The sequence below is a fragment of the Sphaerotilus sp. genome, from assembly GCF_041083715.1.
In the GTDB taxonomy this organism is placed as follows: Bacteria; Pseudomonadota; Gammaproteobacteria; order Burkholderiales; family Burkholderiaceae_C; genus Sphaerotilus.
Genome location: NZ_JBFPGY010000074.1, coordinates 23,403 through 42,636, shown reverse-complemented (window position 1 = coordinate 42,636; position 19,234 = coordinate 23,403). Strand labels below are relative to the sequence as shown.

Sequence of the window (19,234 nt, the reverse complement as noted above, 5' to 3'; positions counted from 1 at the left end):
CTCTTCCTGGCGCTCGGGCGCTACAACGGCAGCCGCGGGCAGGCCCCGTACCCGAACATGGTCATGGCGGCACGGCGGCACTGGGAGTACACCGAGCCCCCGGTGGCCACGGCCTCTGCGCGGTGAGGAGCACTCCGCTACACTCGGCCGCCATGTCTCGTCGACGGCTGTTCACCCTGTTCGCTGTGCTGCTGATGCTCTGTGCCAGTCTGTCCGGCGCAGCGCGGGCAGCGGTGACGGCGGTGAACGTGGTGGGGCAGGTTGCCGATGCCTGCTGCATGCGCCAGCCATCTGGCGAGTGCGCCTCGATGGCGGACCTCTCCATGGCAGCGGACTCCGACGGCACGGTCGAACTGGCCGATGTGCCGCTGCTGCCCGGCAGTACGCCGTCCCTTCCACTCTGCCTCGGCGAGCACCGGCTGCCGCGCCCGGTGCTGCACGCCGGCCATCCCGCACCGTGTCTCGACGGCTTGCTGCGCCCGCCATCCTGGTGCGGCTGACGGTTTCACGTGCCCGGCATCAGGCCGGTGTGTTCGCTTGTTTTCGCTTTTCCCTGTGTTCCCTGTCGAGCACCCATTGCCGGCGCTCGATCCCTGTTGCCTTCCAAGGAGTCCCTGCCATGTCCGACCTTTTCCAGACCCGCGGCTTCGGCGCTGTGGCGATGCCCAGCGTGGCCGAGCGCAACCGTGTCCTGCGCAACACCTACTGGCTGCTTGCGCTGTCGATGATTCCCACCGTGCTGGGTGCCTGGATCGGTGTCAGCACCGGCCTGACGCGAGCCATGTCGCCGATGGTCGGCCTCGTCGTCTTCATGGGCGGTGCCTTCGGCTTCATGTTCGCGATCGAGAAGACCAAGAACTCGGCCGCGGGCGTACCGGTGCTGCTGGCCTTCACGTTCTTCATGGGGCTGATGCTGTCGCGGCTGGTCGGCACCGTGCTCGGTCTGGCCAACGGCACCAGCCTGGTCATGATGGCCTTCGCCGGCACGGGCACGATCTTCCTGGGCATGGCGACGCTGTCCTCGGTCATCCAGCGTGACCTCGGCTCGATGGGCAAGTTCCTGTTCATCGGCATGGTCATGCTGCTGGTGGCCGGCATCGCCAACCTCTTCCTGCAGTCGAGCGCGCTGATGATCACGCTGTCGGTGCTGGCGATCGGCATCTTCTCGGCCTTCATCCTGTATGACCTCAAGCGCGTGCAGGATGGCGAGGAGACCAACTACATCACGGCCACGCTGAGCGTCTACCTGAACCTGTACAACGTGTTCCAGTCGCTGCTGTCGCTGCTGGGCATCTTCGGCGCCAGCGACGACTGACGCCGGCAGGACTCAGAGCCCGTCCCAGGCCTTGGGGCGGGCCAGTGGGATGCCGCTGAGCTGCAGCACCCGCTCGACCGTTTCGTCGACCAGCTCGGCGATGGTCTGAGGCCGGTGGTAGAAGGCTGGCAGCGGCGGGAAGATGATGCCGCCCATCTCGGTGACGGCCGTCATGTTGCGCAGGTGCGCGAGGTTGAACGGCGTTTCGCGCACCACCAGGATCAGGCGGCGGCGCTCCTTCAGCGTCACATCCGCAGCGCGGGTGAGCAGGTTGTCGCCGAAACCATGCGCGATGGCGGCGAGCGTCTTCATCGTGCAGGGCGCGACCACCATCGCGGCGGTGTCGAAGCTGCCGCTGGCGATGCACGCGCCGATTTCGCCGGGGGCGTGCGCCCGCGTGGCCAGTGCCTCGAGCTGGCGGCGGTCGAGGCCGCATTCGTGGTGGACATTGAGCACGCCGGAGGGCGTCACCACCAGATGGGTCTCGACGCCGAGGTCGCGGGCACGCTCCAGCAGTCGCACGCCGTACGCTGCGCCCGAGGCACCGGTGATGCCGACGACGAGGCGCTGGACTGCCTCAGGCACAGGGGCTGTCAACGGGAACCGCTCAGGCTGGCTTGACCGACTTCACCAGTTCCTGCAGCTCACCCGCTTCGTACATCTCCATCATGATGTCCGAGCCGCCGACGAACTGGCCACCGATGTAGAGCTGCGGGATGGTGGGCCAGTTGGCGTATTCCTTGATGCCCTGGCGGATTTCCGGGTCTTCCAGGACGTTGACCGTGGTGAGCGGGCCGACACCGCAGGCCTTGAGGATCTGGATCGCACGGCCGGAGAAGCCGCATTGCGGGAATTGGGCCGTGCCCTTCATGAACAGGACGACGGGGTTGCCCTTGACGAGTTGGTCGATGCGTTGCTGTGTGGACATGGTGCAGAGGGGTATCGGTTGGTGGAATGCGAGAACAACCCCGATTTATACGGCAAAGCGCGTGCCCGGGCCGCGGTCAGGGCACTGGCCACCTCAGAACGCGTACGACACGCCGAGCTGCAGCACCGGTGTCAGGCGCAGCTCGCGGATCAGCTCGCCGACGCCGGTCGGGCTTTCCAGCGCACGACCGAGCGTCACATCACTGCCACGCACAGCCTGCATGCCGATGTCGGCGGACAGTCCCCAGCGGCCCCAGCGGTTGGCATTGACGCCGCCGGTGCTGTAGCCGAGGCCGACGTAGGGCGTTGCACGCTGTCCGGTGGTCCCGAGCCGGACATCGTGGCTGCCGGCGACGTCTGTCTGCAGACCACCGGTGGCCCGCAGACCCAGACTGGGTGCAAAGTAGTAGTCGCTGACCAGATGCCAGCGCAGGGGGCTGGCGAAGCTCCGGATCGAGCCTGCGGGCAGGTGCAGACCGGGCTGCGCCACGATGTCCTCGATACTGGACGGTTCCGCGGCTGCCGCTGTCAGGCAGACGAGTGTCATCAGGGCCAGAGGCAGGATGCGTGCGGGTCGGTCCATGGAGTCCTCCAGTCGGCGTGGGGAGTTGCCGTTGAAGTCCATGCTACGCCCGACACTCTGCGCATGGTTGCGTCCTTGGGACAGGTCCTCTTGTGGCGTGACCGTGGGTGCTGGATGGCGGGAGGATTTGTACTTTTTAGGAGCTCACGCGGCGGGCCGCATGGCGCCGGTACAACGCCAGCGGCTGGCGAGATCGTCGCGCCGGTCCGCGCCACGCCAGCCAGCACGGGTCAGCAGTGCTGCCACGGTGGGTCCTTGGTCGTGACCGTGCTCCAGCAGCAGCCAGCCGTCGGGTTCCAGGTACGCCGGGGCGTCGGCGATGAGTTGCCGGATCGCATCCAGCCCGTCGGTGCCAGAAGTCAGCGCGAGTGCCGGTTCGTGGCGCAGCGCGGGCAGGTGGGCATCGCTCTCGGCGATGTAGGGCGGGTTGCTGACGACCAGGTCGAAGCGCTCGCCCGCCAGCGGCGCGAACCACGCACCCAGCCGCCAGCGCACCGGCAGTCCGAGCCGCTCGCCATTGGCCTGCGCGACAGCGAGCGCGGCTGGGCTGAGATCGACCGCGCTGACCTGTGCGTCGGGTCGGCGGTGGGCCAGGGCGAGTGCGACGGCACCGCTGCCCGTGCCCAGGTCGGCCACCGAAGCGCCGGGCGCGCGGGCCGCCAGCATCTCCAGCGCCCAGTCCACCAGCGTCTCGGTGTCCGGCCGCGGGTCGAGCACGTCGGGGGTGACGTGCAGCATCAGGCCATGGAATTCATGCTGCCCGGTGAGGTAGGCCACGGGGACACCGTCGGCACGGCGGGTCAGCCAGTCGCGCCAGCGGGCCTGCTGTGTGGCGTCGAGCGGTGTGTCGTCGTGCGTGAGCAGCCAGGTGCGCGAGCGGTCGAGCAGCGCGCCCAGCAGCACATCTGCATCCACACGTGGCAGTCCGAGCGTGCGGGCCAGTGCCAGCGCGGCGGCGACGTTCATCCCTGGGCCTCCATCTCGGCCAGCAACTCGGCGGCGCGGGCGGCCTTGAGCGCGGCGACCACCTCGTCCAGATCGCCTTCCACGACCGCACCGAGTTTGTAGAGCGTCAGGTTGATGCGGTGGTCGGTCAGTCGGCCCTGGGGGAAGTTGTAGGTGCGGATGCGGTCGCTGCGGTCGCCGGAGCCGATCAGGCCCTTGCGCGTGGCGGCGTCCTTGGCCTGGCGTTCCAGCCGGTCCTTGTCGCGCAGGCGGGCGCCGAGCACGGCCAGTGCCTTGGCCTTGTTGCGGTGCTGGCTGCGGTCGTCCTGGCATTCGGCGACGAGGCCGGTGGGGAGGTGCGTCACGCGCACCGCCGAATCGGTCTTGTTGATGTGCTGCCCGCCGGCGCCGCTGGCGCGGTAGGTGTCGATGCGCAGGTCGGCCGGGTTGAGCGTGACCTCCTCGGCCTCGTCCGGCTCGGGCAGCACCGCCACCGTGCAGGCGCTGGTGTGGATGCGCCCTTGCGTCTCGGTGGCCGGCACGCGCTGCACGCGGTGGCCACCGGACTCGAACTTCAGCGCCTCGTAGACCGCGTCGCCCTCGATGCGCACGACCACTTCCTTGTAGCCGCCCAGGTCCGACTCGCTGGCGGACATGATCTCCGTCTTCCAGCCCTGGCGCTCGGCGTGGCGCAGGTACATGCGCAGCAGGTCGCCCGCGAACAGCGCGGATTCGTCGCCGCCGGTGCCGGCGCGGATTTCGAGGAAGGCGTTGCGGTCGTCGTCGGCGTCGCGGGGGAGCAGGGCGGTCTGCAGCTCGGCGTCGACCGTGGCGATGTCGGCTTCGGCTGCGGCGATCTCGTCGGCGGCCATGCCCGCCATCTCCGGGTCGTCGAGCATCTGCCGGGCCTCGGCCAGATCACGTTCACGCTGCTGCAGCCGTGTCCAGCGGGCGGTCAGTGCCGAGACACGGGCATGTTCGCGGTTGAGCGCGCGCAGACGGTTGATGTCGGAGACGACCTGTGGATCCGCCAGCGCGGCGTCGAGTTCGGAGAGGCGGACGAGCTGGCGGTCGAGTTGCAGGCGCAGGAACGGGGTCATCGGGGGGCGTTGTCGCCGCGCAGGAAGAGCCGCGTCACCGCCTCGATCATCCGCGCGCGCTGCTGGGGGTCGGCGTTGTGCAGCTCGGCGAGGGCGCCGTGCAGCATCTTCTGGGTCAGGCTGCGCGCCAGGGCTTCGAGGGCGTCGTCGGGAGACGCGCCCTTGGCCAGCAGCTTGCGGGCACGGGCGACCTCGATCTGGCGCCAGTGCTCGGCCTGGGCGTTGACGGCCTGGATCAGCGGCACGGTGGCGCGCTGGTCCAGCCAGTGGACGAAGTTCTGCACGCCGGATTCGATGATCGCTTCGGCCTGCGCGACCGCCGCCTGGCGTTTCTCGCCCGCGGTCTGCACCACGGCGGACAGGTCGTCGACGGTGTAGAGGTAGACGTCGTCGAGCTGCGCGACTTCCGGTTCGATGTCACGCGGCACGGCCAGATCGACCATGAACATCGGGCGGCGCCGGCGGGCCTTCAGCGCACGTTCCACGGCACCCAGCCCGATCAGCGGCAGCGAGCTGGCGGTGCAGGACACGACGGCGTCGAACTCGTGCAGCCGCGCCGGCAGGTCCGACAGGCGCATCACCTCGGCGCCGAACTGGTTCGCCAGCTTCTCGCCGCGCTCCAGCGTGCGGTTGGCGATGGTGATGTGCTTCGGCGCCTTGGCAGCGAAATGGGTGGCGGCGAGTTCGATCATCTCGCCTGCGCCCACGAAGAGGATGCGGATCTTGCCGAGGTCCTCGAACAGCTGACCCGCGAGCCGGACCGCGGCTGCGGCCATGCTGATCGAGTGCGCGCCGATCTCGGTGGCGGTGCGGACCTCCTTGGCCACCGAGAAGGAGCGCTGGAAGAGCTGGTGCAGTGTCGTGCCGAGCGTGCCGGCCGTGTCGGCTTCGCGCACGGCCTGTTTCATCTGGCCAAGGATCTGTGCTTCGCCGAGCACCATCGAGTCCAGCCCCGAGGCGACGCGGAAGGCGTGGCGTGCAGCTTCCTGGCGCTCGAGCACATGCGTGTGGCGCACCAACTCGTCGGCGCTGACATTGCCGTGGGCGGCCAGCCATTCCAGCGTCGGGCGCACCAGTGCGCGGCTGTCGCCGGGGCCGGCGGCGATGTACAGCTCGGTGCGGTTGCAGGTGGACAGCAGCGCCGCTTCCGGTGCAGCCCGGTGCAGCCCTTCGCGCAATCCGTGCAGAGCGGCTGGAATCTGCTCCAGCGTGAACGCGAAACGACCCCGCAGATCGACCGGTGCGGTGTGGTGGTTCAAGCTGAGGGCGAAGACACTCATGGTGCGATTGTAAGATTCCACGCTGGTGTCCACACCGCCCACTTCTTCCACTTCCTCTGCCTTTGACAGGATTCCATGGGTCCACTCGACGCGATCTGGCATTTGTCCAACTTCCTGCTGGCGCCGGTCGGCCTCGGGCTGATCGCGGCGTCGCTGTGCAAGCTGGCATGGTGGCGCCCGCTGCGGGCGGTGCGCTGGCGCCGGTTGGCGATACCGGCGGTCGGTGTGGCTGTCTTGATCCAGATCATCTTCCTGGTGTGGCTCGGACGCGACGGACGCATGTCCACCTACGCCGCCCAGGTGGTCGGGGTGGCGCTGGCACTGTGGTGGACCGCGTTCGGACCGCGCCACCGGGGTTCTTCAGCCGGGTGAGGGACCTCCGCTGCAGCGCGGGTGGGCCTGCCAGGGGTCGCGGTCCTCGCCGCCGAACGTGTGCAGCAGGAAGTCCCAGAACACCCGTGTCCGTGCAGGCACGTGCTTGCGTGTCGGCATCGTCAGCCACAGCCCGAAGCTCATCGCGTGCCAGCCGGGCAGCACCCGCTCCAGCGTGCCTTCGCGCAGCGCATCCTCCACCACCAGCGACATCAGTCCCGCAATGCCCAGACCCGCCAGTGCCGTGGCATAGAGCGTGTCCGTGTGCGCCGTGGTCAGCAGCGGCTGGCGCGGCGGGCTCACGCGCACCGGTGCGCTGCCGCCCTCGTGCACGAAGGTGACGTCGCGTTGCACCATGGACGTCGGTGGCAGCAGCAGCTGGTGCTGCTCCAGCGCCTGCGGCGTCTCGGGGCGGCCCGCGCGCTCCAGGTAGGCCGGTGCGGCGCACAGGATCACCTCGCTGCGGGCCAGCCGGCGGGCGATGAAGTCGCCTTCCGGTGCATCGCGAAGGGCCATCACGGTGATGTCGTGGCGATCGTCCGGGTTGCTGAATTCGATGGTGGAGGTGAGCGACAGTGTGACCTGCGGGTACCCGGCGTGGAAGGCAGGCAGGTGCTTGGCGAGTTGATGCACGGCGAAGGCCGAAGGCACCATCACCCGCAGGTGGCCCTGCGGCGACTCCGACACCGACTGCACCTGCGCCTCGGCCTCGTCGAGGTCGGTCAGGATGTGGCGCACCTTCTCCAGGTAGCGCTCGCCGGCCACACTGAGCGCGAGGCTGCGGGTGGTGCGCTGGATGAGGCGCGCACCGAGGTGCTCTTCGAGTTCGGCGATCAGCCGGGTGACGACCGCAGGGGCCAGATCGAGGGCACGGGCGGCGCCCGCGAAACTGCCCTCGTCGATGACACGGGCGAATACCCGCATCGCGCGCAATTGATCCATGTGAACTCCCTAGACATCGTAGACCACCTGCTCCTGGATCCGCAGGGCGCCAGCGGCGACCAGTTCGGCCAGCAAGGTCTGGCAACCGGTGCGCGGCGGTGCACAGAATCCGGCCCTTTCCAGGGTGCCAACCACCAGCGAGGTGCCTTCGGCCCAGTTCAGCAGGTCTTCGAGAGCTTGTTGACGCTCTTCCATCACGTGGTATTTCAACAGAACCTTGGCCGCGTGTCGGGCATGCAGCAGCGGATCGGCAATAAATTTCGACAGACGTTGCCGTGCGCGCTTCAACGCCGTGCCCACGTCGGTGAAGGCCGGGCCGTGTCCGGGGATGACCATGCGCGGATCGAGTCTGGTGATCAGCTCGAGGACTTCCCCCACTTCGCCGAAGGCGTCGACGCCGTCCAGCTCGGGAAACACCACGCCGAAGCCGTTCTGCCAGAGCGCGTCGGCAGAGACCAGCACGCCCGCATCCGCATCGAACAGCATGATCGACGCCGGGTCGTGCCCTGGCGCAGCCAGCGCGTCCCAGCGCCGCGTGCCGACATGCAGCACCTCGCCTGGGCGCAACACGCTGTCGTGCCGGAAGCGGTCGCAGCGCTGGCCGGTGGCACGGTAGGTGAGCACGTCCAGATCCCAGCGGGCGACGGCATCGGCCTGGTTCGGCGGGATCCAGACGGCGGCGCCGTGCGCGGCTTGCAGGGCCGCATTGCCGCCGCAGTGGTCCGAGTGCAGATGGGTGTTGACGATGCGAGCGAGTGGCTCGCCGTCCAGCGCCTTCGCCACCAGGGCCACGGTCTGTGCGGCGTGCACGCTGTGTCCGGTGTCGATGACGGTGGCGCCTTCGCCGGGCGCGCCGTGCAGGAGGACGTTGTTGGCGGAGAGCCAGCCGCGCTCCAGGAGCGTGACGCCAGGCAGGGCGGTGTCAGGGAGAGTCATCCTTCCATTTTCTGCCGCCCTGCGTGCGGCTGCCTGTCGCGCAGGATTCAGTGCACGACGATGTCGCCACGCAGCGAGTGCGGCATCGCGCTGACGATCTGCACGTCGAGCATCTGCCCCACCAGCCGCGCCGGGTTCGGGCCGCCTGGGAAGTTGACGATGCGGTTGCATTCGGTGCGGCCCATCAGCTCGGCCGGGTCCTTGCGGCTCGGACCTTCGACGAGGATGCGCTGCACGGTGCCGACGCGGCTGGCGCTGATGCGGCGCACGTTGTCCTCGATCGTGGCCTGCAGGTGCTGCAGGCGCTTGAGTTTCACGTCGGCGGGCGTGTCGTCGTGCAGTGCAGCGGCGGGCGTGCCGGGGCGCGGGCTGAAGATGAAGCTGAAGCTCGCATCGAAGCCGATGTCGTCGATCAGCTTCATCGTGCGGGCGTGGTCGTCGTCGGTCTCGCCGGGGAAGCCGACGATGAAGTCCGTGGAGATGCTGATGTCCGGCCGCACGGCGCGGATCTTGCGGATCGTGCTCTTGTATTCGAGCACCGTGTAGCCGCGCTTCATGCCGGACAGGATGCGGTCGCTGCCGTGCTGCACGGGCAGGTGCAGGTGGTTCACGAGCTGCGGCACCCGGGCGTAGACATCGACCAGGCGCTGCGTGAACTCGTTGGGGTGGCTGGTGGTGTAGCGGATGCGCTGGATGCCAGGGATCTCGGCGACGTACTCGATGAGCATCGCGAAATCGGCGATCTCGGTGGTGCCGCCCATCTTGCCGCGGTAGGCGTTGACGTTCTGGCCGAGCAGCGTCACTTCCTTGACGCCCTGGTCAGCGAGGCCGGCCACCTCGGTCAGCACCTCCTCGAACGGTCGGCTGAACTCCTCGCCGCGGGTGTAGGGCACGACGCAGTACGAGCAGTACTTGCTGCAGCCTTCCATGATCGAGACGAAGGCGGAGGCCCCCTCGACACGCGCCGGTGGCAGGTGGTCGAACTTCTCGATCTCGGGGAAGCTGATGTCCACCTGCTGGCGGCCCAGCGCCTGGCGCTGCGCCAGCAGCTGCGGCAGGCGGTGCAGCGTCTGCGGGCCGAAGACCACGTCCACGTAGGGCGCGCGCTCGATGATGGCCGCGCCTTCCTGGCTCGCCACACAGCCGCCCACGCCGATCATCACGCCCTTGGCCTTCAGATGGCGCACGCGGCCGAGGTCGCTGAACACCTTCTCCTGCGCCTTCTCGCGCACCGAGCAGGTGTTGAACAGGATCAGGTCGGCCTCTTCGGGGTCGTTGGTGGGCGTGTAGCCCTCGGCGGCGTGCATGACGTCGGACATCTTGTCCGAGTCGTATTCGTTCATCTGGCAGCCGAAGGTGCGGATGTAGACCTTCTTGCCGGCGGGCGCAGGCGCGGCGTCAGGTGGGGTGGTGGTCTGGAGAGCGGTGGTGTCGTGGGGCATGGCAAGCGTGGCAGAGTCAGCACAGGGGGTCGGGGAAATCCACCGGAATCTGCCTGTGCACGAACGCCTGTGCCCAGCCCGAAACGCAGGAAAGCACGGTGCTCACCGTTGGGCGAGCAGGAGGCGCAGCGCTGCGTGGTGTAGATCCAGGGGCCGCGACATGGATTTTAGCGGCCGAGTCCTGCCGAGCCGGTCGGTGGCATTGGTGGCAAGGGAGCGATCCGGGCTTGCGGACGGATCTTGTGGGTACCAAATCGTGACCAAGAGTAGTAAAAGTGACGGCAAGGCTCAATTTGTGAGCCACTGGTGAGCAGATTGCCCAGCTGGCCATGTTCAAATCGGGTTCGCGTGTGGGATTTGATGCATTTTTGAAAATATCGATTTTTTGATTTTTGGTGAGCGTCCTGCCGGTTGTGCTAAGCGTGAAAGCGCGAATTTTCGTGGACCGGTTTCCCCGGTTCACGGGGCACCAGCAGGTACCGGTGCCGGGCGCCGGGTGGACATGGTTACCATCGATCGAACCAAGGCGCATCGGCCTCCTCACGCAGCCTGTTGATCCGAACCTCTGCAGTCCTGGATGAAGTTGCCGATATGAATTGGTTGAACTGGTCAAACAACGCTCAGCAGCAGCCACGATGGGGGCACCGCACCATGCGCTTCGGCCGTACGAAACAGCGGGGTGACCCCATGCAGGCACGCATCGACTGCCTGGTGGGCGCAGGGACCACCGTGACGGGCGATCTGACGTTCGCCGGCGGGTTGCGCATCGACGGACATGTCGAAGGCGATGTCATCGTGTCACCGGCCATCCCGGGGACACTGGTGATCGGCGACGGCGGCAGTGTCGCAGGGGATGTCCGGGTGTCGCACCTGATCGTGTTCGGTCGGGTGCTGGGCACGGTGTACGCCAGCGGACTGGTGGATCTGCGCATCAGCGCCCACGTGGACGGTGACGTGCACTATGGTGCGATCGAGATAGAGAAAGGCGCGGTGGTCGAAGGCCATCTCGTCAAACACAAGACGGCGGGTGCAATTCAATGAGCGGTGTTCAGTCGGTGACCGGGGGGGCGGACCCCATGTTCGTGTTCGTCCGTGCAGGGCGTCTGGACTGTCCGTCGAGCACGGAGGCGCATGACGCCTGGCGCCATTTCTCGATGCAGATCGCACGCGATCCACTCGACATCGAGGCCCATGCGCGCCGGGTGCTCCTGGCCAGCCGTCCGCCGCTGACCGACCGCGCTTTCGGGGCGCTGGTCGACCTGTACCTGGCACTGGGCGACCGCGGGCGGGCACTGCGCCGACAGTTGCTGGAGCAGGCCATGCCTTGGCTCGATCCGGATGACGTGCATTTTCTGCGCACCCATCTCGATACCGAGTTGCCGCGTGGCGCCCAACTGCCGACGCAGCGCTGGTCTGTGCTGGATACTGCTGTCCTGGGTTCGCTGAACATGGTGGGATTGCAGCGTCGGGAGGTCGCACAGGAGACGCCGTTCCAGCAGGCCATGTCGTTACTTGAATATGGAGATCTGGCTGGCGCGCGTGGCATGCTTGAGGCTGCGCTGCTGGACGAACCCGACAATGAGGAGGTCAACCGCGAGTTGCTGGCCATCTACCAGCACAGTCGGGACGACGCAGGCAAGGCCGAGATGGCCGACAAGCTCGTGGCACGCCACGGCGCGCTGCCTTCGGGGTGGTCTTGAGACGTCTTGCGGCGTTTCGAGCAGACATCCCTGCCGATCGATCTATGACCTTGAGCCTGTAGTCAGTGGAAGCCACCAAGCTGCAAACCCGATTGAAGGTAGTCCTTCTGTCTCTGCCCCCACGCACCCAGGCGGTGCTGGACTTCTTCTTTTCCAGCACCGGGCGCAGCAGCTTTGCGCCCTCTGGCGAAGAAGCGGCCGAAGTGGCCATCTTCGACTTCGACACACTCGAATCGCGTCAGCACTGGGATGCGTGGCACGCCCGCCGTGGCGGTCCGGGCATTGCCCTGTCGACCCAGTCCCAGGACGTTGCCTCCGCGATCTGGGTCCAGAAGCCCGTGACGCCAGCCGCCCTGCTGGCCGCTGCGGCCGAATTGCGCACGCGGCGCTGGAGCAGTCCGGCAGCTGCCGGACCAGCCGCGGCTCCAGCGATGGAGGTGGCTGCGCCGGTCGCTGCCGTGGTCATGGCGCCTGCGCTGGCCTCGATCGTCGCAGAGCCGTCGATGTGGACAGAGAGTCCTGCGCCGCCGGCTCCCCGTCCGGTTGCTCCTCCGGTGCCCGCGGCGCCTGTGGCCCAGCCAGCACGGCCGGCCGCTGCTCCGGCATTGCCGCCAGCCGGTGGCGGACTGGGTGGGCTGATTCGCCGGTTCTTTGGAAAGGCGGCACCTGCGCCTGCACCGGCGCCCGTGGTCGATGCGGTGCCTGTGTCCGCGCCGGTGGCGATACCGGTGGTCGTCGCACCTGTGCCTGCACCTGCGCCGTCCGCTCCTGTTGCTGCGCCCGTGGCTCCTCCGGCGACTCCGGCTGCGAAGCCGGTGGTCAAGGCGACTCCGGCGTCCGCACCCAGGTCGACGCCGGCTCCCAAATCTTCACCGGCGCCGGCCCCGGTGCCCCCCGTCCCGGCGCCAGCGCCGGTCGCGACGCGCACACCGGAAGCACCTCCGGCCGTGTCCGCGCCCGTCCATGATGCCCATGGCCATCGCCGTCCCCGACCCGAGGAGCTGGTGGACGAGAGCCGCTACTGCGGCTCGCGTGCCGATGTGGCCGAGGCTGCGCAACTGGCGGATTCCGGCCTGCGCTACGACCCGGCCCAGCATCTGGTGGGCGTGCTCAAGGATGCCTACCTCGTCAGCTGCAAGTGGCAGGTGCCCACCCACCTGGACAGCCAGGTCGGCCGCATCACGGTCGATGGCACGACCAACCTGATCTATTGCGAGTTCACGGCCGAGCAACTGGCTGGCCTGGTGAGCAAGCCCCTCGACAAGCGACCCAAGACCCGGGCATTCAGCCGCCAGGAGTTCGCCGATCTGCAGGGCACGCTGGAGCAGAAGGCCCTCGTGCAGCGGCTGGACCACGTGCTGTGGCAGACCGCGCTGGAGACGTCGGCGGGCCGCCTGCCCGTCGGTGTGGACCCGGTGGCCATGGTCTACCTGAAACAGTGGCCCAACCTGACCCGGCTGCACCGCACGCCGCACGCGCTGCGCATCGCGGCGCTCTGGACCACCAAGGGCGCCGGGCTGCTGGAGACGGCCCAGACGCTCAAGATCGCCCAGCGGCACGTGTTCGCGTTCTACAACGCGGCACTGGCGCTGGACCTGATCACGGAGGATGGCGCGCAGGTCCGCAGGGCACAGCGCAAGACCAAGAACAACCGCGGTCTGCTGACCCGCTTGTTCGGCTGGCTGAACAAATAAGCAACATGGCCCATACCGATCACAAAATCATCTTCACCGGACCCGTCGGTGCAGGCAAGACCACGGCCATCGCCTCGATCAGCGACATCGAGCCGATCCGCACCGACGAACACGCGTCGGACATGACCCAGAAGCGCAAGTCCGCCACCACCGTGGCGATGGACTACGGAATGATCCGTCTGGGCCCGAAGGAAAAGGTCCACCTGTACGGCACGCCCGGACAGGAACGATTCGACTTCATGTGGGACATCCTCACCAAGGGCGGCATCGGCCTGGTGCTGCTGCTGGACAACACCCGTCCGACGCCCTTCGAGGACATGCGCTTCTACATCAAGGCGTTCAAGGAATTCATCGATGGCACCCGGCTCGTGATCGGTGTGACGCAGATGGATGCCCGCCGGACGCCCACCATCGACGAGTACGTGCGCCAGCTGGCCGAGCTGGACGTGTCCGCGCCCATCTTCGAAGTGGATGCCCGACAGCGCACCGATGTCTCGACGCTGATCGAGGCACTGCTGCTCCAGATCGATCCGACCCTCTGACCGGGACCACCGCGCCATTCATGGACCACTACACGCTCACCGGCGAGTTCTACCTCCACCCGACACCGGCGGGTGCCTACTACGCCGCCAGCCGGCCCAACCGTGATCCGGCACGGCTGTTCCTGCAGCGACTGCTCCGCGAATCCGAGACACCGCGGTTGACCGCGGACCTGGTGCAGGACTGGATGTCGATGGGCCAGCAGGATGCGCTGGAGTTCATCTACCGTCTGCAGTCCTCCGGCTTCGTGCAGGGTCTGCCGATGCACGTGGAGGTGCCGCCCGACTCGATCGAAGCGATGCTGCCACCGCTGCTGTCGCAGTTGTCCGACGAGGGCAAGGCCATCCTGGCCGACAAGCGCGGCCTGTATCTGGGCACCGCCGGGTTCGCGCACGAGACGGCCGAGGAACTCGCCGCTCTCGGGGGTGACCTGGCCAGTGTCCACGAGCGCCATTCCCGGCTGCTGCACGGCAACATGCGCCTGCGCAGCGACGGTTGGGGCATGGTGAACGCCGCGGGCTATTGCGAGGTCGGCTTCTGGCCGCTGTACTTCGGCGACGATTACTTCATCCTGATCGTCAACGGGATGCCGCGGTTCAACCAGGAAGCCTTCACCACGCTGGTGTGGACCCTGGGTGTGCGCTATGGCAACACGGCCTTCTGAGGCCTGGTGCTGCTGCGTCCAGACTCCTGCCCTTTTCCCTCACTCCCCGATCTCCCTTTTTCTCTCGAAGGAACTGCCCCATGCGTGAAGACCTGCTGAACTCGATCCTGAGCGAACTCAACGGATCCACCGCCGACATCGAAGCCTCGGCCGTGCTGTCCACCGACGGCCTGATGATGGCCTCCATGCTGCCCGCCGGCATGGACGAGGACCGCGTGGGTGCCATGAGTGCCGCCATGCTGTCGCTGGGTGACCGCACGTCGCGCGAGCTGGCCCGTGGCGAGCTGGAGCAGGTGCTGGTCAAGGGCGCCAAGGGTTACGTGCTGATGACCTACGCGGGCCGCGACTCGGTGCTGACGGCGCTGTGCAAGCCGAATTCGCGCCTGGGCCTGATCTTCCTCGACGTCAAGCGCGCCGCCGACGCGATCAGCAAGGTCATCTGATCGGTCTGTCGAGATCGAGGGAAATCGATGATGACCGACATGAGAGAGGTGGATCTGGTCCCCACGGCCCCACACCGCGAGCTGACACTGGGCTACCACGACGGACGCACCCGGCGTGTGCTGGTGATCGACGAGGAAGTGCCTTATCCGGACGGCATGCTGATCGTTTCGCGCACGGACCCCACCGGCATCATCACGCACGCCAACCAAGCCTTCGTGGACCTGTCCGGCTACGAGCGCGACGAACTGATCGGCGAGAACCACTGCATCTTGCGCCACCCGGACATGCCAGCGGCTGCGTTCCGCGATCTGTGGGACACCGTTGGCCGTGGTGCCAAGTGGCAGGGCTACGTGAAGAACCTGCGCAAGGACGGGGCCCATTACTGGGTCTTCGCCACGGCGATTCCCAATGTGCGGGATGGTCGTGTCGTGGGCTACACCTCGGTGCGCCGCAAGCCATCGCGCGCCAAGGTCAACGAATATGCCGCCCTGTATGCCCTGATGCGTGCCGAGGAGCTGAAGTGACTCTGGAACTGACCGTCAGCCCCGACTTCTCGCCCGAGCACATCGCCGGCTGGTATGTGTTCAATACCTGGCTGCAGCGCAAGCTCGGTGTGCGGATCCATCTGGAGCTGTACGAAGACTTCTCGGCCCAGCGCCAGGCGATTGCCGCCGACAAGGTCGACCTGATCTATGCCAACCCCTACGACGCCGCCATGCTGGTGCGCGAGAAGGGCTTCGTGGCCATTGCCGCGCCGCGGGACAAGGCCGACGAGGTGGTGATCGCCGTGCCGATGGATTCGCCGGTGCAGTCGGTCGAGGACCTGCAGCCAGGCCTGCGCCTGGCCGTGACCCGCGATCCGGACGTCAACCTCATCGGCATGATCCTGCTGGAGTCGGCCGACCTGACCCGTGACAACACGCAGACGCAGCAGGTCTCGACCTACGTCGTGCTCGCCCGAACCTTGCTGCAGGGCAAGGCCGATTGCGGTTTCTTCCTCAAGGAGGCGTTCGATGATCTGAGCGCCCCGATCCGTCGGCAGCTGCGCCCGGTGATGACCAGCCAGATCAGCTTGGTGCACCACGTGCTGCTGGTCGGGCCGCGCTGCACTGAACTGCGCGAGTCGCTGCAGGCGCTGGTGCTGGGCATGGCCGAGCCGGGCTCGGACGGCCGGGCCACCTTGCAGGCGCTGGGCCTGAGTGGCTGGGACAGGCAGGATCAGGAAGACACTGAATTCATGATCGACCTGATGGACACCTTGATGGTGTGAAAACGGACATGTTGCCACCCCCCCTGATGCGTCACCTCCTCTCCCTTGCGCTGGCCCTGGCGGTCGGTCCTGTCCTGGCCCAGACAGCGGCTGCGGGCGCGAGCGCGCCTGCGTCCGTGCTGCGCACGACGGTGGAGCAGGACAATCTCTGGGACATCGCCGGACAGCTCGCGCCGGCCTCGGGTGCGACCCGGCAGCAGTTCATGGTGGCTGTGTTGCGCCGCAATCCGGATGCCTTCGTCAAGGGCAACATCCACCGGTTGCGCCGGGGCGTGCCGCTCGCGCTGCCCGGTCGTGACGAGGTGCTGGCTGAAGACCGTGCTGGCGCGACTGCGCTGGTGGCGGAGCATCTGAAGGCGATGCGTGGTGGCCAGGTGCTGGCACCGTTGCCGGCGCTGACGCCGCCAGCGTCCGTGTCGGCGTCACCACCCAAGGTGGACACGCCGGCCTCCGCGGCGCCGCCGCTGGTGGCTCCCAAACCCCAGGCACCGGAGCCAGCGCCGCCAGTCGCCAAGCCAGCGCCCGAGCCGGCTCCGGCTCCGGCTCCGGCTCCGGCTCCGGCTCCGGCTCCGGCTCCGGCATCTGCCCCCGAACCGGTGGCATCGGCTCCGGCCGACAGCGCATCGGATGCGGCCAGTGCGGCGACGACCGGTGGGGGCACCTCGGTACCGCGGATGCTGCCGTGGTTGCTGTTGCTGGGCGGTCTGGCGGGCGGCGCGATCCTGTGGCGCCGCCGGCGTGCGGGCTTCCAGCCCGACGCGCTGTCGCCGGAGTTCGCCCATTCCCTGAGCGCCACCCGCACGGGTGGTCCGCGGGTGTTCGACATCTCGAACGCAGCAGCCGAGATGGCCCGCTCGGTGGAAACTTCGCAGGTCGCCACCCAGCTGGTGCACAGCAAGACCGCCGCAGACGAGGAAGTGGACGTGTCCCGGCTCACGGAACAGGCGGTCCTGAAGCTCGAGATCGCCCGTGCCAGCCTCGAAGTGGGCCGCACAGGCGAGGCCCGTGCGCTGCTGCTGGCGGTGGTGCGCGAGGGGTCAGGGCGTCACTCGGCGGAAGCCGCCGAGATCCTCGCGCGCATGGGCTGACGCCCACCGCCAGTCAGATCAGTTTCCGGGGCGAAAACTGGCGGGCGGATGGAATCTGGTCGGCGGCGCGGACTGCCCGGGTGAGCACCTGGTCCGCGTCCACCGGACCCAGCGCCTCGCACATCGCCACGTAGAACTGGTGCACCACCTGCGACAACTCCTGGGGGGTTCCTTCGATCACCCAGGTGGCCTGCATCGGGTGCGCCCAGGCCTCGCGCACTTGCTTGCGCACGGGCTGCGAGAGCCGGCCTTGATCGACCTGTTCTAGCGCGCCGCTGCGCAGATCCGACAGCGCGGTCGCGTGGAAGCGCTGCACGTCGGCCAGCGCGGTGCGCAGCAGCTCGGCACAGACCGCCCGGTCCGGTGAGGCGGGTGGGGCTGCGGGCGGTGCCGGTGCGGCGGCCTGCATGGCCGCCGCCACAGGTTCGAGTGCCGCCGCCGACACCGCAGGTGGCGCCACGGGGGCTGGCACAGGCGCGGGCGTGGTGCCGATCTGCATCAGCGGCCACGGGTCCATCGGCAGCTCGCTCTCGGGCTGCTTCAGCGCCTTGTAGTAAGCCTCGTAGAGCTTCTTGCGGCTGGCGGCGTCGATGTTGTGGCGCGTGGCCACCTGGTCGATGTAGCCGATGATGTCCGACACCGAGTCGCCGCGCATGGACTGGTGCTGCATCCGCAGCGCGTCGAGCAGGGCGTCTTCCTCCAGCAGCGGCGACAGCACGGCGTAGGCGGCGCGGCGCCGCTGGGACAGGGCTTGGGTGGCCATCGGGTCAGGCTTCCTTGTGCATCTGGCCAGGCGAGTCCTGGAACTCGGGGTAGCCGATCTCGTGGTGCTCGGTGTAGTCGAGGCCACGCTGTTCGTTCAGGGTGGGTGCACGCAGCCCGATCAGCTTGTCCACCAGCTTGAAGCAGACATAGGCCATCGGAAAGGCCCAGGCGAAGGCCGCCACGGCACCGAGCGTCTGCACCATCACGCGGTTGCCGTTGAAGAGGTCGCCCTCGAAGAACAGACCCGCGGCGATCAGGCCCCAGGTGCCGCCCAGGCCGTGCACGGCGATGGCGTCCACAGTGTCGTCGATGCGGCGCGCACGCAGGGCTTCTGCGCCCCAGGTGGCCAGTGCGCCGGCGATCAGGCCGGTGACGATCGACGTGACCGGGTTCAGCGTGGCGGCACCGGCCGTCAATGCCACCAGACCTGCCAGACTGCCGTTGACCGAGGCGCTCATCAGCACCGGGCGGCCGGTGAGGCGCATGAAGGCCAGTGCGCCGATGCCACCAGCGCAGCCGCCCAGATAGGTGTTGAGCAGCACGGTGCCCAGCTGGCCGCTTTCGATGCCGGAGATCGAGCCGCCATTGAAACCGAACCAGCCCAGCCACAGGATGAAGCCGCCCAGCGCCACCATCGGCAGGTTGTGGCCGGGGATGTCCCGCACTTCTCCGTTCTTGCCGAAGCGACCCAGGCGCGGGCCGAGGGCCAGCAGACCGGCCAGTGCGCACCAGGCGCCCACCGAGTGCACGGCGCCGTCGCCGGCGAGGTCGACGAAGCCCATCCGCTTGAGCCAGCCTCCCGTGTTCCAGGCCCAGTGGACATAGACTGGATAGATCACCAGCGCCATCAGCGCGGCAAAGGCCAGGTAGGCGCTGTAGCGCATGCGCTCGGCCACCGCGCCAGAGACGATGGTCACCGCAGTCGTGGCGAACATCATCTGGTAGAGCAGGCCGACCGCGTCGGTCGCGCCGAGTTTCTGCGGTGCGAAGCCGCTGCTGCCGATCAGGCCCTCGATGGAGGTGCCGAAGGCCAGACCGTAGCCGACCACCCAGAAACTCACGCCGATGAAGCAGGTACCCAGGTAGATCTTCATGATCACGTTGATCGAGTTCTTGGCGCGGGAGAGGCCGCCCTCGACCAGCGCAAAGCCGGCTTGCATGAAAAACACGAGGGCGGTGCAGATGCCCACCCAGACAAGATTGATCAGTTCGTTCATGGACAGACAG

General features: G+C 67.7%; 23 protein-coding genes. 12 read left to right on the top strand and 11 right to left on the bottom strand.

All coding sequences use genetic code 11. The features are described from left to right. Positions 1–152: 152 nt before the first annotated feature. Together AB3X43_RS03850 and AB3X43_RS03845 are read left to right on the top strand one after the other, a co-directional pair. Positions 153–500 carry a hypothetical protein gene (locus AB3X43_RS03850; protein ID WP_369428562.1) on the top strand — a complete coding sequence of 116 codons (348 nt, stop codon included), beginning with the start codon at positions 153–155 and terminating at the stop codon, positions 498–500. Between the two features lie 119 nt (positions 501–619). Then, on the top strand, positions 620–1,315 hold the full coding sequence (locus AB3X43_RS03845; protein ID WP_369428561.1) for a Bax inhibitor-1/YccA family protein: 696 nt from the start codon (positions 620–622) through the stop codon (positions 1,313–1,315). 12 nt (positions 1,316–1,327) lie between these two features. On the opposite strand, the gene AB3X43_RS03840 is transcribed toward AB3X43_RS03845, so the two are convergent. The 6 genes from AB3X43_RS03840 to hemA form a co-directional block, all read right to left on the bottom strand. Further along, positions 1,328–1,900 (bottom strand): UbiX family flavin prenyltransferase, encoded by a 573-nt coding sequence (locus AB3X43_RS03840; RefSeq protein ID WP_369428560.1) that lies wholly within the window; start codon positions 1,898–1,900, stop codon positions 1,328–1,330. A gap of 22 nt (positions 1,901–1,922) precedes the next feature. After that, a complete protein-coding gene (gene grxD, locus AB3X43_RS03835) occupies positions 1,923–2,243 on the bottom strand; it encodes a Grx4 family monothiol glutaredoxin (protein ID WP_369428559.1) in 321 nt (106 codons plus the stop codon). A 93-nt stretch (positions 2,244–2,336) separates the two neighbouring features. Further along, entirely contained in the window at positions 2,337–2,825 is a 489-nt protein-coding gene (locus AB3X43_RS03830; protein ID WP_369428558.1) for a hypothetical protein, read from the bottom strand. 144 nt (positions 2,826–2,969) lie between these two features. After that, on the bottom strand, positions 2,970–3,791 hold the full coding sequence (gene prmC, locus AB3X43_RS03825; protein WP_369428557.1) for a peptide chain release factor N(5)-glutamine methyltransferase: 822 nt from the start codon (positions 3,789–3,791) through the stop codon (positions 2,970–2,972). Continuing rightward, complete coding sequence (gene prfA / locus AB3X43_RS03820) at positions 3,788–4,870, bottom strand: peptide chain release factor 1 (protein ID WP_369428556.1); 1,083 nt, start codon at positions 4,868–4,870, stop codon at positions 3,788–3,790. Before prfA ends, prmC begins: the two co-directional genes overlap by 4 nt. After that, positions 4,867–6,150, bottom strand: coding sequence for a glutamyl-tRNA reductase (hemA, locus tag AB3X43_RS03815; protein ID WP_369428555.1), 1,284 nt, complete (start codon positions 6,148–6,150; stop codon positions 4,867–4,869). The genes prfA and hemA overlap by 4 nt, the downstream gene beginning before the upstream one ends. A gap of 75 nt (positions 6,151–6,225) precedes the next feature. Between hemA and AB3X43_RS03810 the strand changes: the two genes are divergently transcribed. Next, positions 6,226–6,522: a hypothetical protein gene (locus tag AB3X43_RS03810; RefSeq protein ID WP_369428554.1), complete on the top strand. Its 297-nt coding sequence runs from the start codon at positions 6,226–6,228 to the stop codon at positions 6,520–6,522. Here AB3X43_RS03810 and AB3X43_RS03805 read toward each other — a convergent pair. Genes AB3X43_RS03805 through miaB form a run of 3 tightly spaced genes read right to left on the bottom strand, consistent with a single transcriptional unit; the run spans position 6,511 to position 9,842 of the window. Further along, positions 6,511–7,464, bottom strand: a complete 954-nt coding sequence (locus tag AB3X43_RS03805) for a LysR family transcriptional regulator (protein WP_369428553.1) — start codon at positions 7,462–7,464, stop codon at positions 6,511–6,513. The two genes, AB3X43_RS03810 and AB3X43_RS03805, sit on opposite strands and share 12 nt — an antisense overlap. A gap of 9 nt (positions 7,465–7,473) precedes the next feature. Further along, on the bottom strand, positions 7,474–8,400 hold the full coding sequence (locus AB3X43_RS03800) for an MBL fold metallo-hydrolase (protein ID WP_369428552.1): 927 nt from the start codon (positions 8,398–8,400) through the stop codon (positions 7,474–7,476). Positions 8,401–8,447: 47 nt separating this feature from the next. Continuing rightward, the gene (miaB, locus tag AB3X43_RS03795) at positions 8,448–9,842 is read right to left on the bottom strand and encodes a tRNA (N6-isopentenyl adenosine(37)-C2)-methylthiotransferase MiaB (protein WP_369428551.1); all 1,395 of its coding nucleotides are present in this window, start codon (positions 9,840–9,842) and stop codon (positions 8,448–8,450) included. A 552-nt stretch (positions 9,843–10,394) separates the two neighbouring features. On the opposite strand from miaB, the gene AB3X43_RS03790 reads away from it, so the two are divergent. The 9 genes from AB3X43_RS03790 to AB3X43_RS03750 all read left to right on the top strand — a co-directional run bounded on the left by AB3X43_RS03790 (position 10,395) and on the right by AB3X43_RS03750 (position 17,242). After that, the gene (locus AB3X43_RS03790; RefSeq protein WP_369428550.1) at positions 10,395–10,883 is read left to right on the top strand and encodes a bactofilin family protein; all 489 of its coding nucleotides are present in this window, start codon (positions 10,395–10,397) and stop codon (positions 10,881–10,883) included. Positions 10,884–10,918: 35 nt separating this feature from the next. Next, positions 10,919–11,542 (top strand): hypothetical protein, encoded by a 624-nt coding sequence (locus tag AB3X43_RS03785; RefSeq protein ID WP_369428549.1) that lies wholly within the window; start codon positions 10,919–10,921, stop codon positions 11,540–11,542. A 92-nt stretch (positions 11,543–11,634) separates the two neighbouring features. Then, positions 11,635–13,236 carry a hypothetical protein gene (locus AB3X43_RS03780; protein WP_369428548.1) on the top strand — a complete coding sequence of 534 codons (1,602 nt, stop codon included), beginning with the start codon at positions 11,635–11,637 and terminating at the stop codon, positions 13,234–13,236. 5 nt (positions 13,237–13,241) lie between these two features. Continuing rightward, positions 13,242–13,778: a GTP-binding protein gene (locus AB3X43_RS03775; protein WP_369428547.1), complete on the top strand. Its 537-nt coding sequence runs from the start codon at positions 13,242–13,244 to the stop codon at positions 13,776–13,778. A gap of 20 nt (positions 13,779–13,798) precedes the next feature. Further along, complete coding sequence (locus AB3X43_RS03770; protein ID WP_369428546.1) at positions 13,799–14,440, top strand: hypothetical protein; 642 nt, start codon at positions 13,799–13,801, stop codon at positions 14,438–14,440. A gap of 80 nt (positions 14,441–14,520) precedes the next feature. Continuing rightward, the gene (locus AB3X43_RS03765) at positions 14,521–14,883 is read left to right on the top strand and encodes a roadblock/LC7 domain-containing protein (RefSeq protein ID WP_179632736.1); all 363 of its coding nucleotides are present in this window, start codon (positions 14,521–14,523) and stop codon (positions 14,881–14,883) included. Positions 14,884–14,913: 30 nt separating this feature from the next. Continuing rightward, positions 14,914–15,408 (top strand): PAS domain-containing protein, encoded by a 495-nt coding sequence (locus tag AB3X43_RS03760; protein ID WP_369428545.1) that lies wholly within the window; start codon positions 14,914–14,916, stop codon positions 15,406–15,408. Beyond that, on the top strand, positions 15,405–16,154 hold the full coding sequence (locus AB3X43_RS03755; protein ID WP_369428544.1) for a phosphate/phosphite/phosphonate ABC transporter substrate-binding protein: 750 nt from the start codon (positions 15,405–15,407) through the stop codon (positions 16,152–16,154). The genes AB3X43_RS03760 and AB3X43_RS03755 overlap by 4 nt, the downstream gene beginning before the upstream one ends. 8 nt (positions 16,155–16,162) lie before the next feature. Then, positions 16,163–17,242, top strand: a complete 1,080-nt coding sequence (locus AB3X43_RS03750; protein WP_369428543.1) for a FimV/HubP family polar landmark protein — start codon at positions 16,163–16,165, stop codon at positions 17,240–17,242. Positions 17,243–17,255: 13 nt separating this feature from the next. On the opposite strand, the gene AB3X43_RS03745 is transcribed toward AB3X43_RS03750, so the two are convergent. Beyond that, a complete protein-coding gene (locus AB3X43_RS03745; protein WP_369428542.1) occupies positions 17,256–18,005 on the bottom strand; it encodes a hypothetical protein in 750 nt (249 codons plus the stop codon). A 4-nt stretch (positions 18,006–18,009) separates the two neighbouring features. Next, complete coding sequence (locus AB3X43_RS03740; RefSeq protein WP_369428541.1) at positions 18,010–19,224, bottom strand: ammonium transporter; 1,215 nt, start codon at positions 19,222–19,224, stop codon at positions 18,010–18,012. Positions 19,225–19,234: the final 10 nt, after the last annotated feature.

Coding starts and splice junctions, on each gene's coding strand:
- AB3X43_RS03850 (WP_369428562.1), top strand. CDS start 153: ATGTCTCGTCGACGGCTGTTCACCCTGTTCGCTGTGCTGCTGATGCTC.
- AB3X43_RS03845 (WP_369428561.1), top strand. CDS start 620: ATGTCCGACCTTTTCCAGACCCGCGGCTTCGGCGCTGTGGCGATGCCC.
- grxD (WP_369428559.1), bottom strand. CDS start 2,243: ATGTCCACACAGCAACGCATCGACCAACTCGTCAAGGGCAACCCCGTC.
- AB3X43_RS03830 (WP_369428558.1), bottom strand. CDS start 2,825: ATGGACCGACCCGCACGCATCCTGCCTCTGGCCCTGATGACACTCGTC.
- prmC (WP_369428557.1), bottom strand. CDS start 3,791: ATGAACGTCGCCGCCGCGCTGGCACTGGCCCGCACGCTCGGACTGCCA.
- prfA (WP_369428556.1), bottom strand. CDS start 4,870: ATGACCCCGTTCCTGCGCCTGCAACTCGACCGCCAGCTCGTCCGCCTC.
- hemA (WP_369428555.1), bottom strand. CDS start 6,150: ATGAGTGTCTTCGCCCTCAGCTTGAACCACCACACCGCACCGGTCGAT.
- AB3X43_RS03810 (WP_369428554.1), top strand. CDS start 6,226: ATGGGTCCACTCGACGCGATCTGGCATTTGTCCAACTTCCTGCTGGCG.
- AB3X43_RS03805 (WP_369428553.1), bottom strand. CDS start 7,464: ATGGATCAATTGCGCGCGATGCGGGTATTCGCCCGTGTCATCGACGAG.
- AB3X43_RS03800 (WP_369428552.1), bottom strand. CDS start 8,400: ATGACTCTCCCTGACACCGCCCTGCCTGGCGTCACGCTCCTGGAGCGC.
- miaB (WP_369428551.1), bottom strand. CDS start 9,842: ATGCCCCACGACACCACCGCTCTCCAGACCACCACCCCACCTGACGCC.
- AB3X43_RS03785 (WP_369428549.1), top strand. CDS start 10,919: ATGTTCGTGTTCGTCCGTGCAGGGCGTCTGGACTGTCCGTCGAGCACG.
- AB3X43_RS03775 (WP_369428547.1), top strand. CDS start 13,242: ATGGCCCATACCGATCACAAAATCATCTTCACCGGACCCGTCGGTGCA.
- AB3X43_RS03770 (WP_369428546.1), top strand. CDS start 13,799: ATGGACCACTACACGCTCACCGGCGAGTTCTACCTCCACCCGACACCG.
- AB3X43_RS03765 (WP_179632736.1), top strand. CDS start 14,521: ATGCGTGAAGACCTGCTGAACTCGATCCTGAGCGAACTCAACGGATCC.
- AB3X43_RS03760 (WP_369428545.1), top strand. CDS start 14,914: ATGACCGACATGAGAGAGGTGGATCTGGTCCCCACGGCCCCACACCGC.
- AB3X43_RS03750 (WP_369428543.1), top strand. CDS start 16,163: ATGTTGCCACCCCCCCTGATGCGTCACCTCCTCTCCCTTGCGCTGGCC.
- AB3X43_RS03745 (WP_369428542.1), bottom strand. CDS start 18,005: ATGGCCACCCAAGCCCTGTCCCAGCGGCGCCGCGCCGCCTACGCCGTG.
- AB3X43_RS03740 (WP_369428541.1), bottom strand. CDS start 19,224: ATGAACGAACTGATCAATCTTGTCTGGGTGGGCATCTGCACCGCCCTC.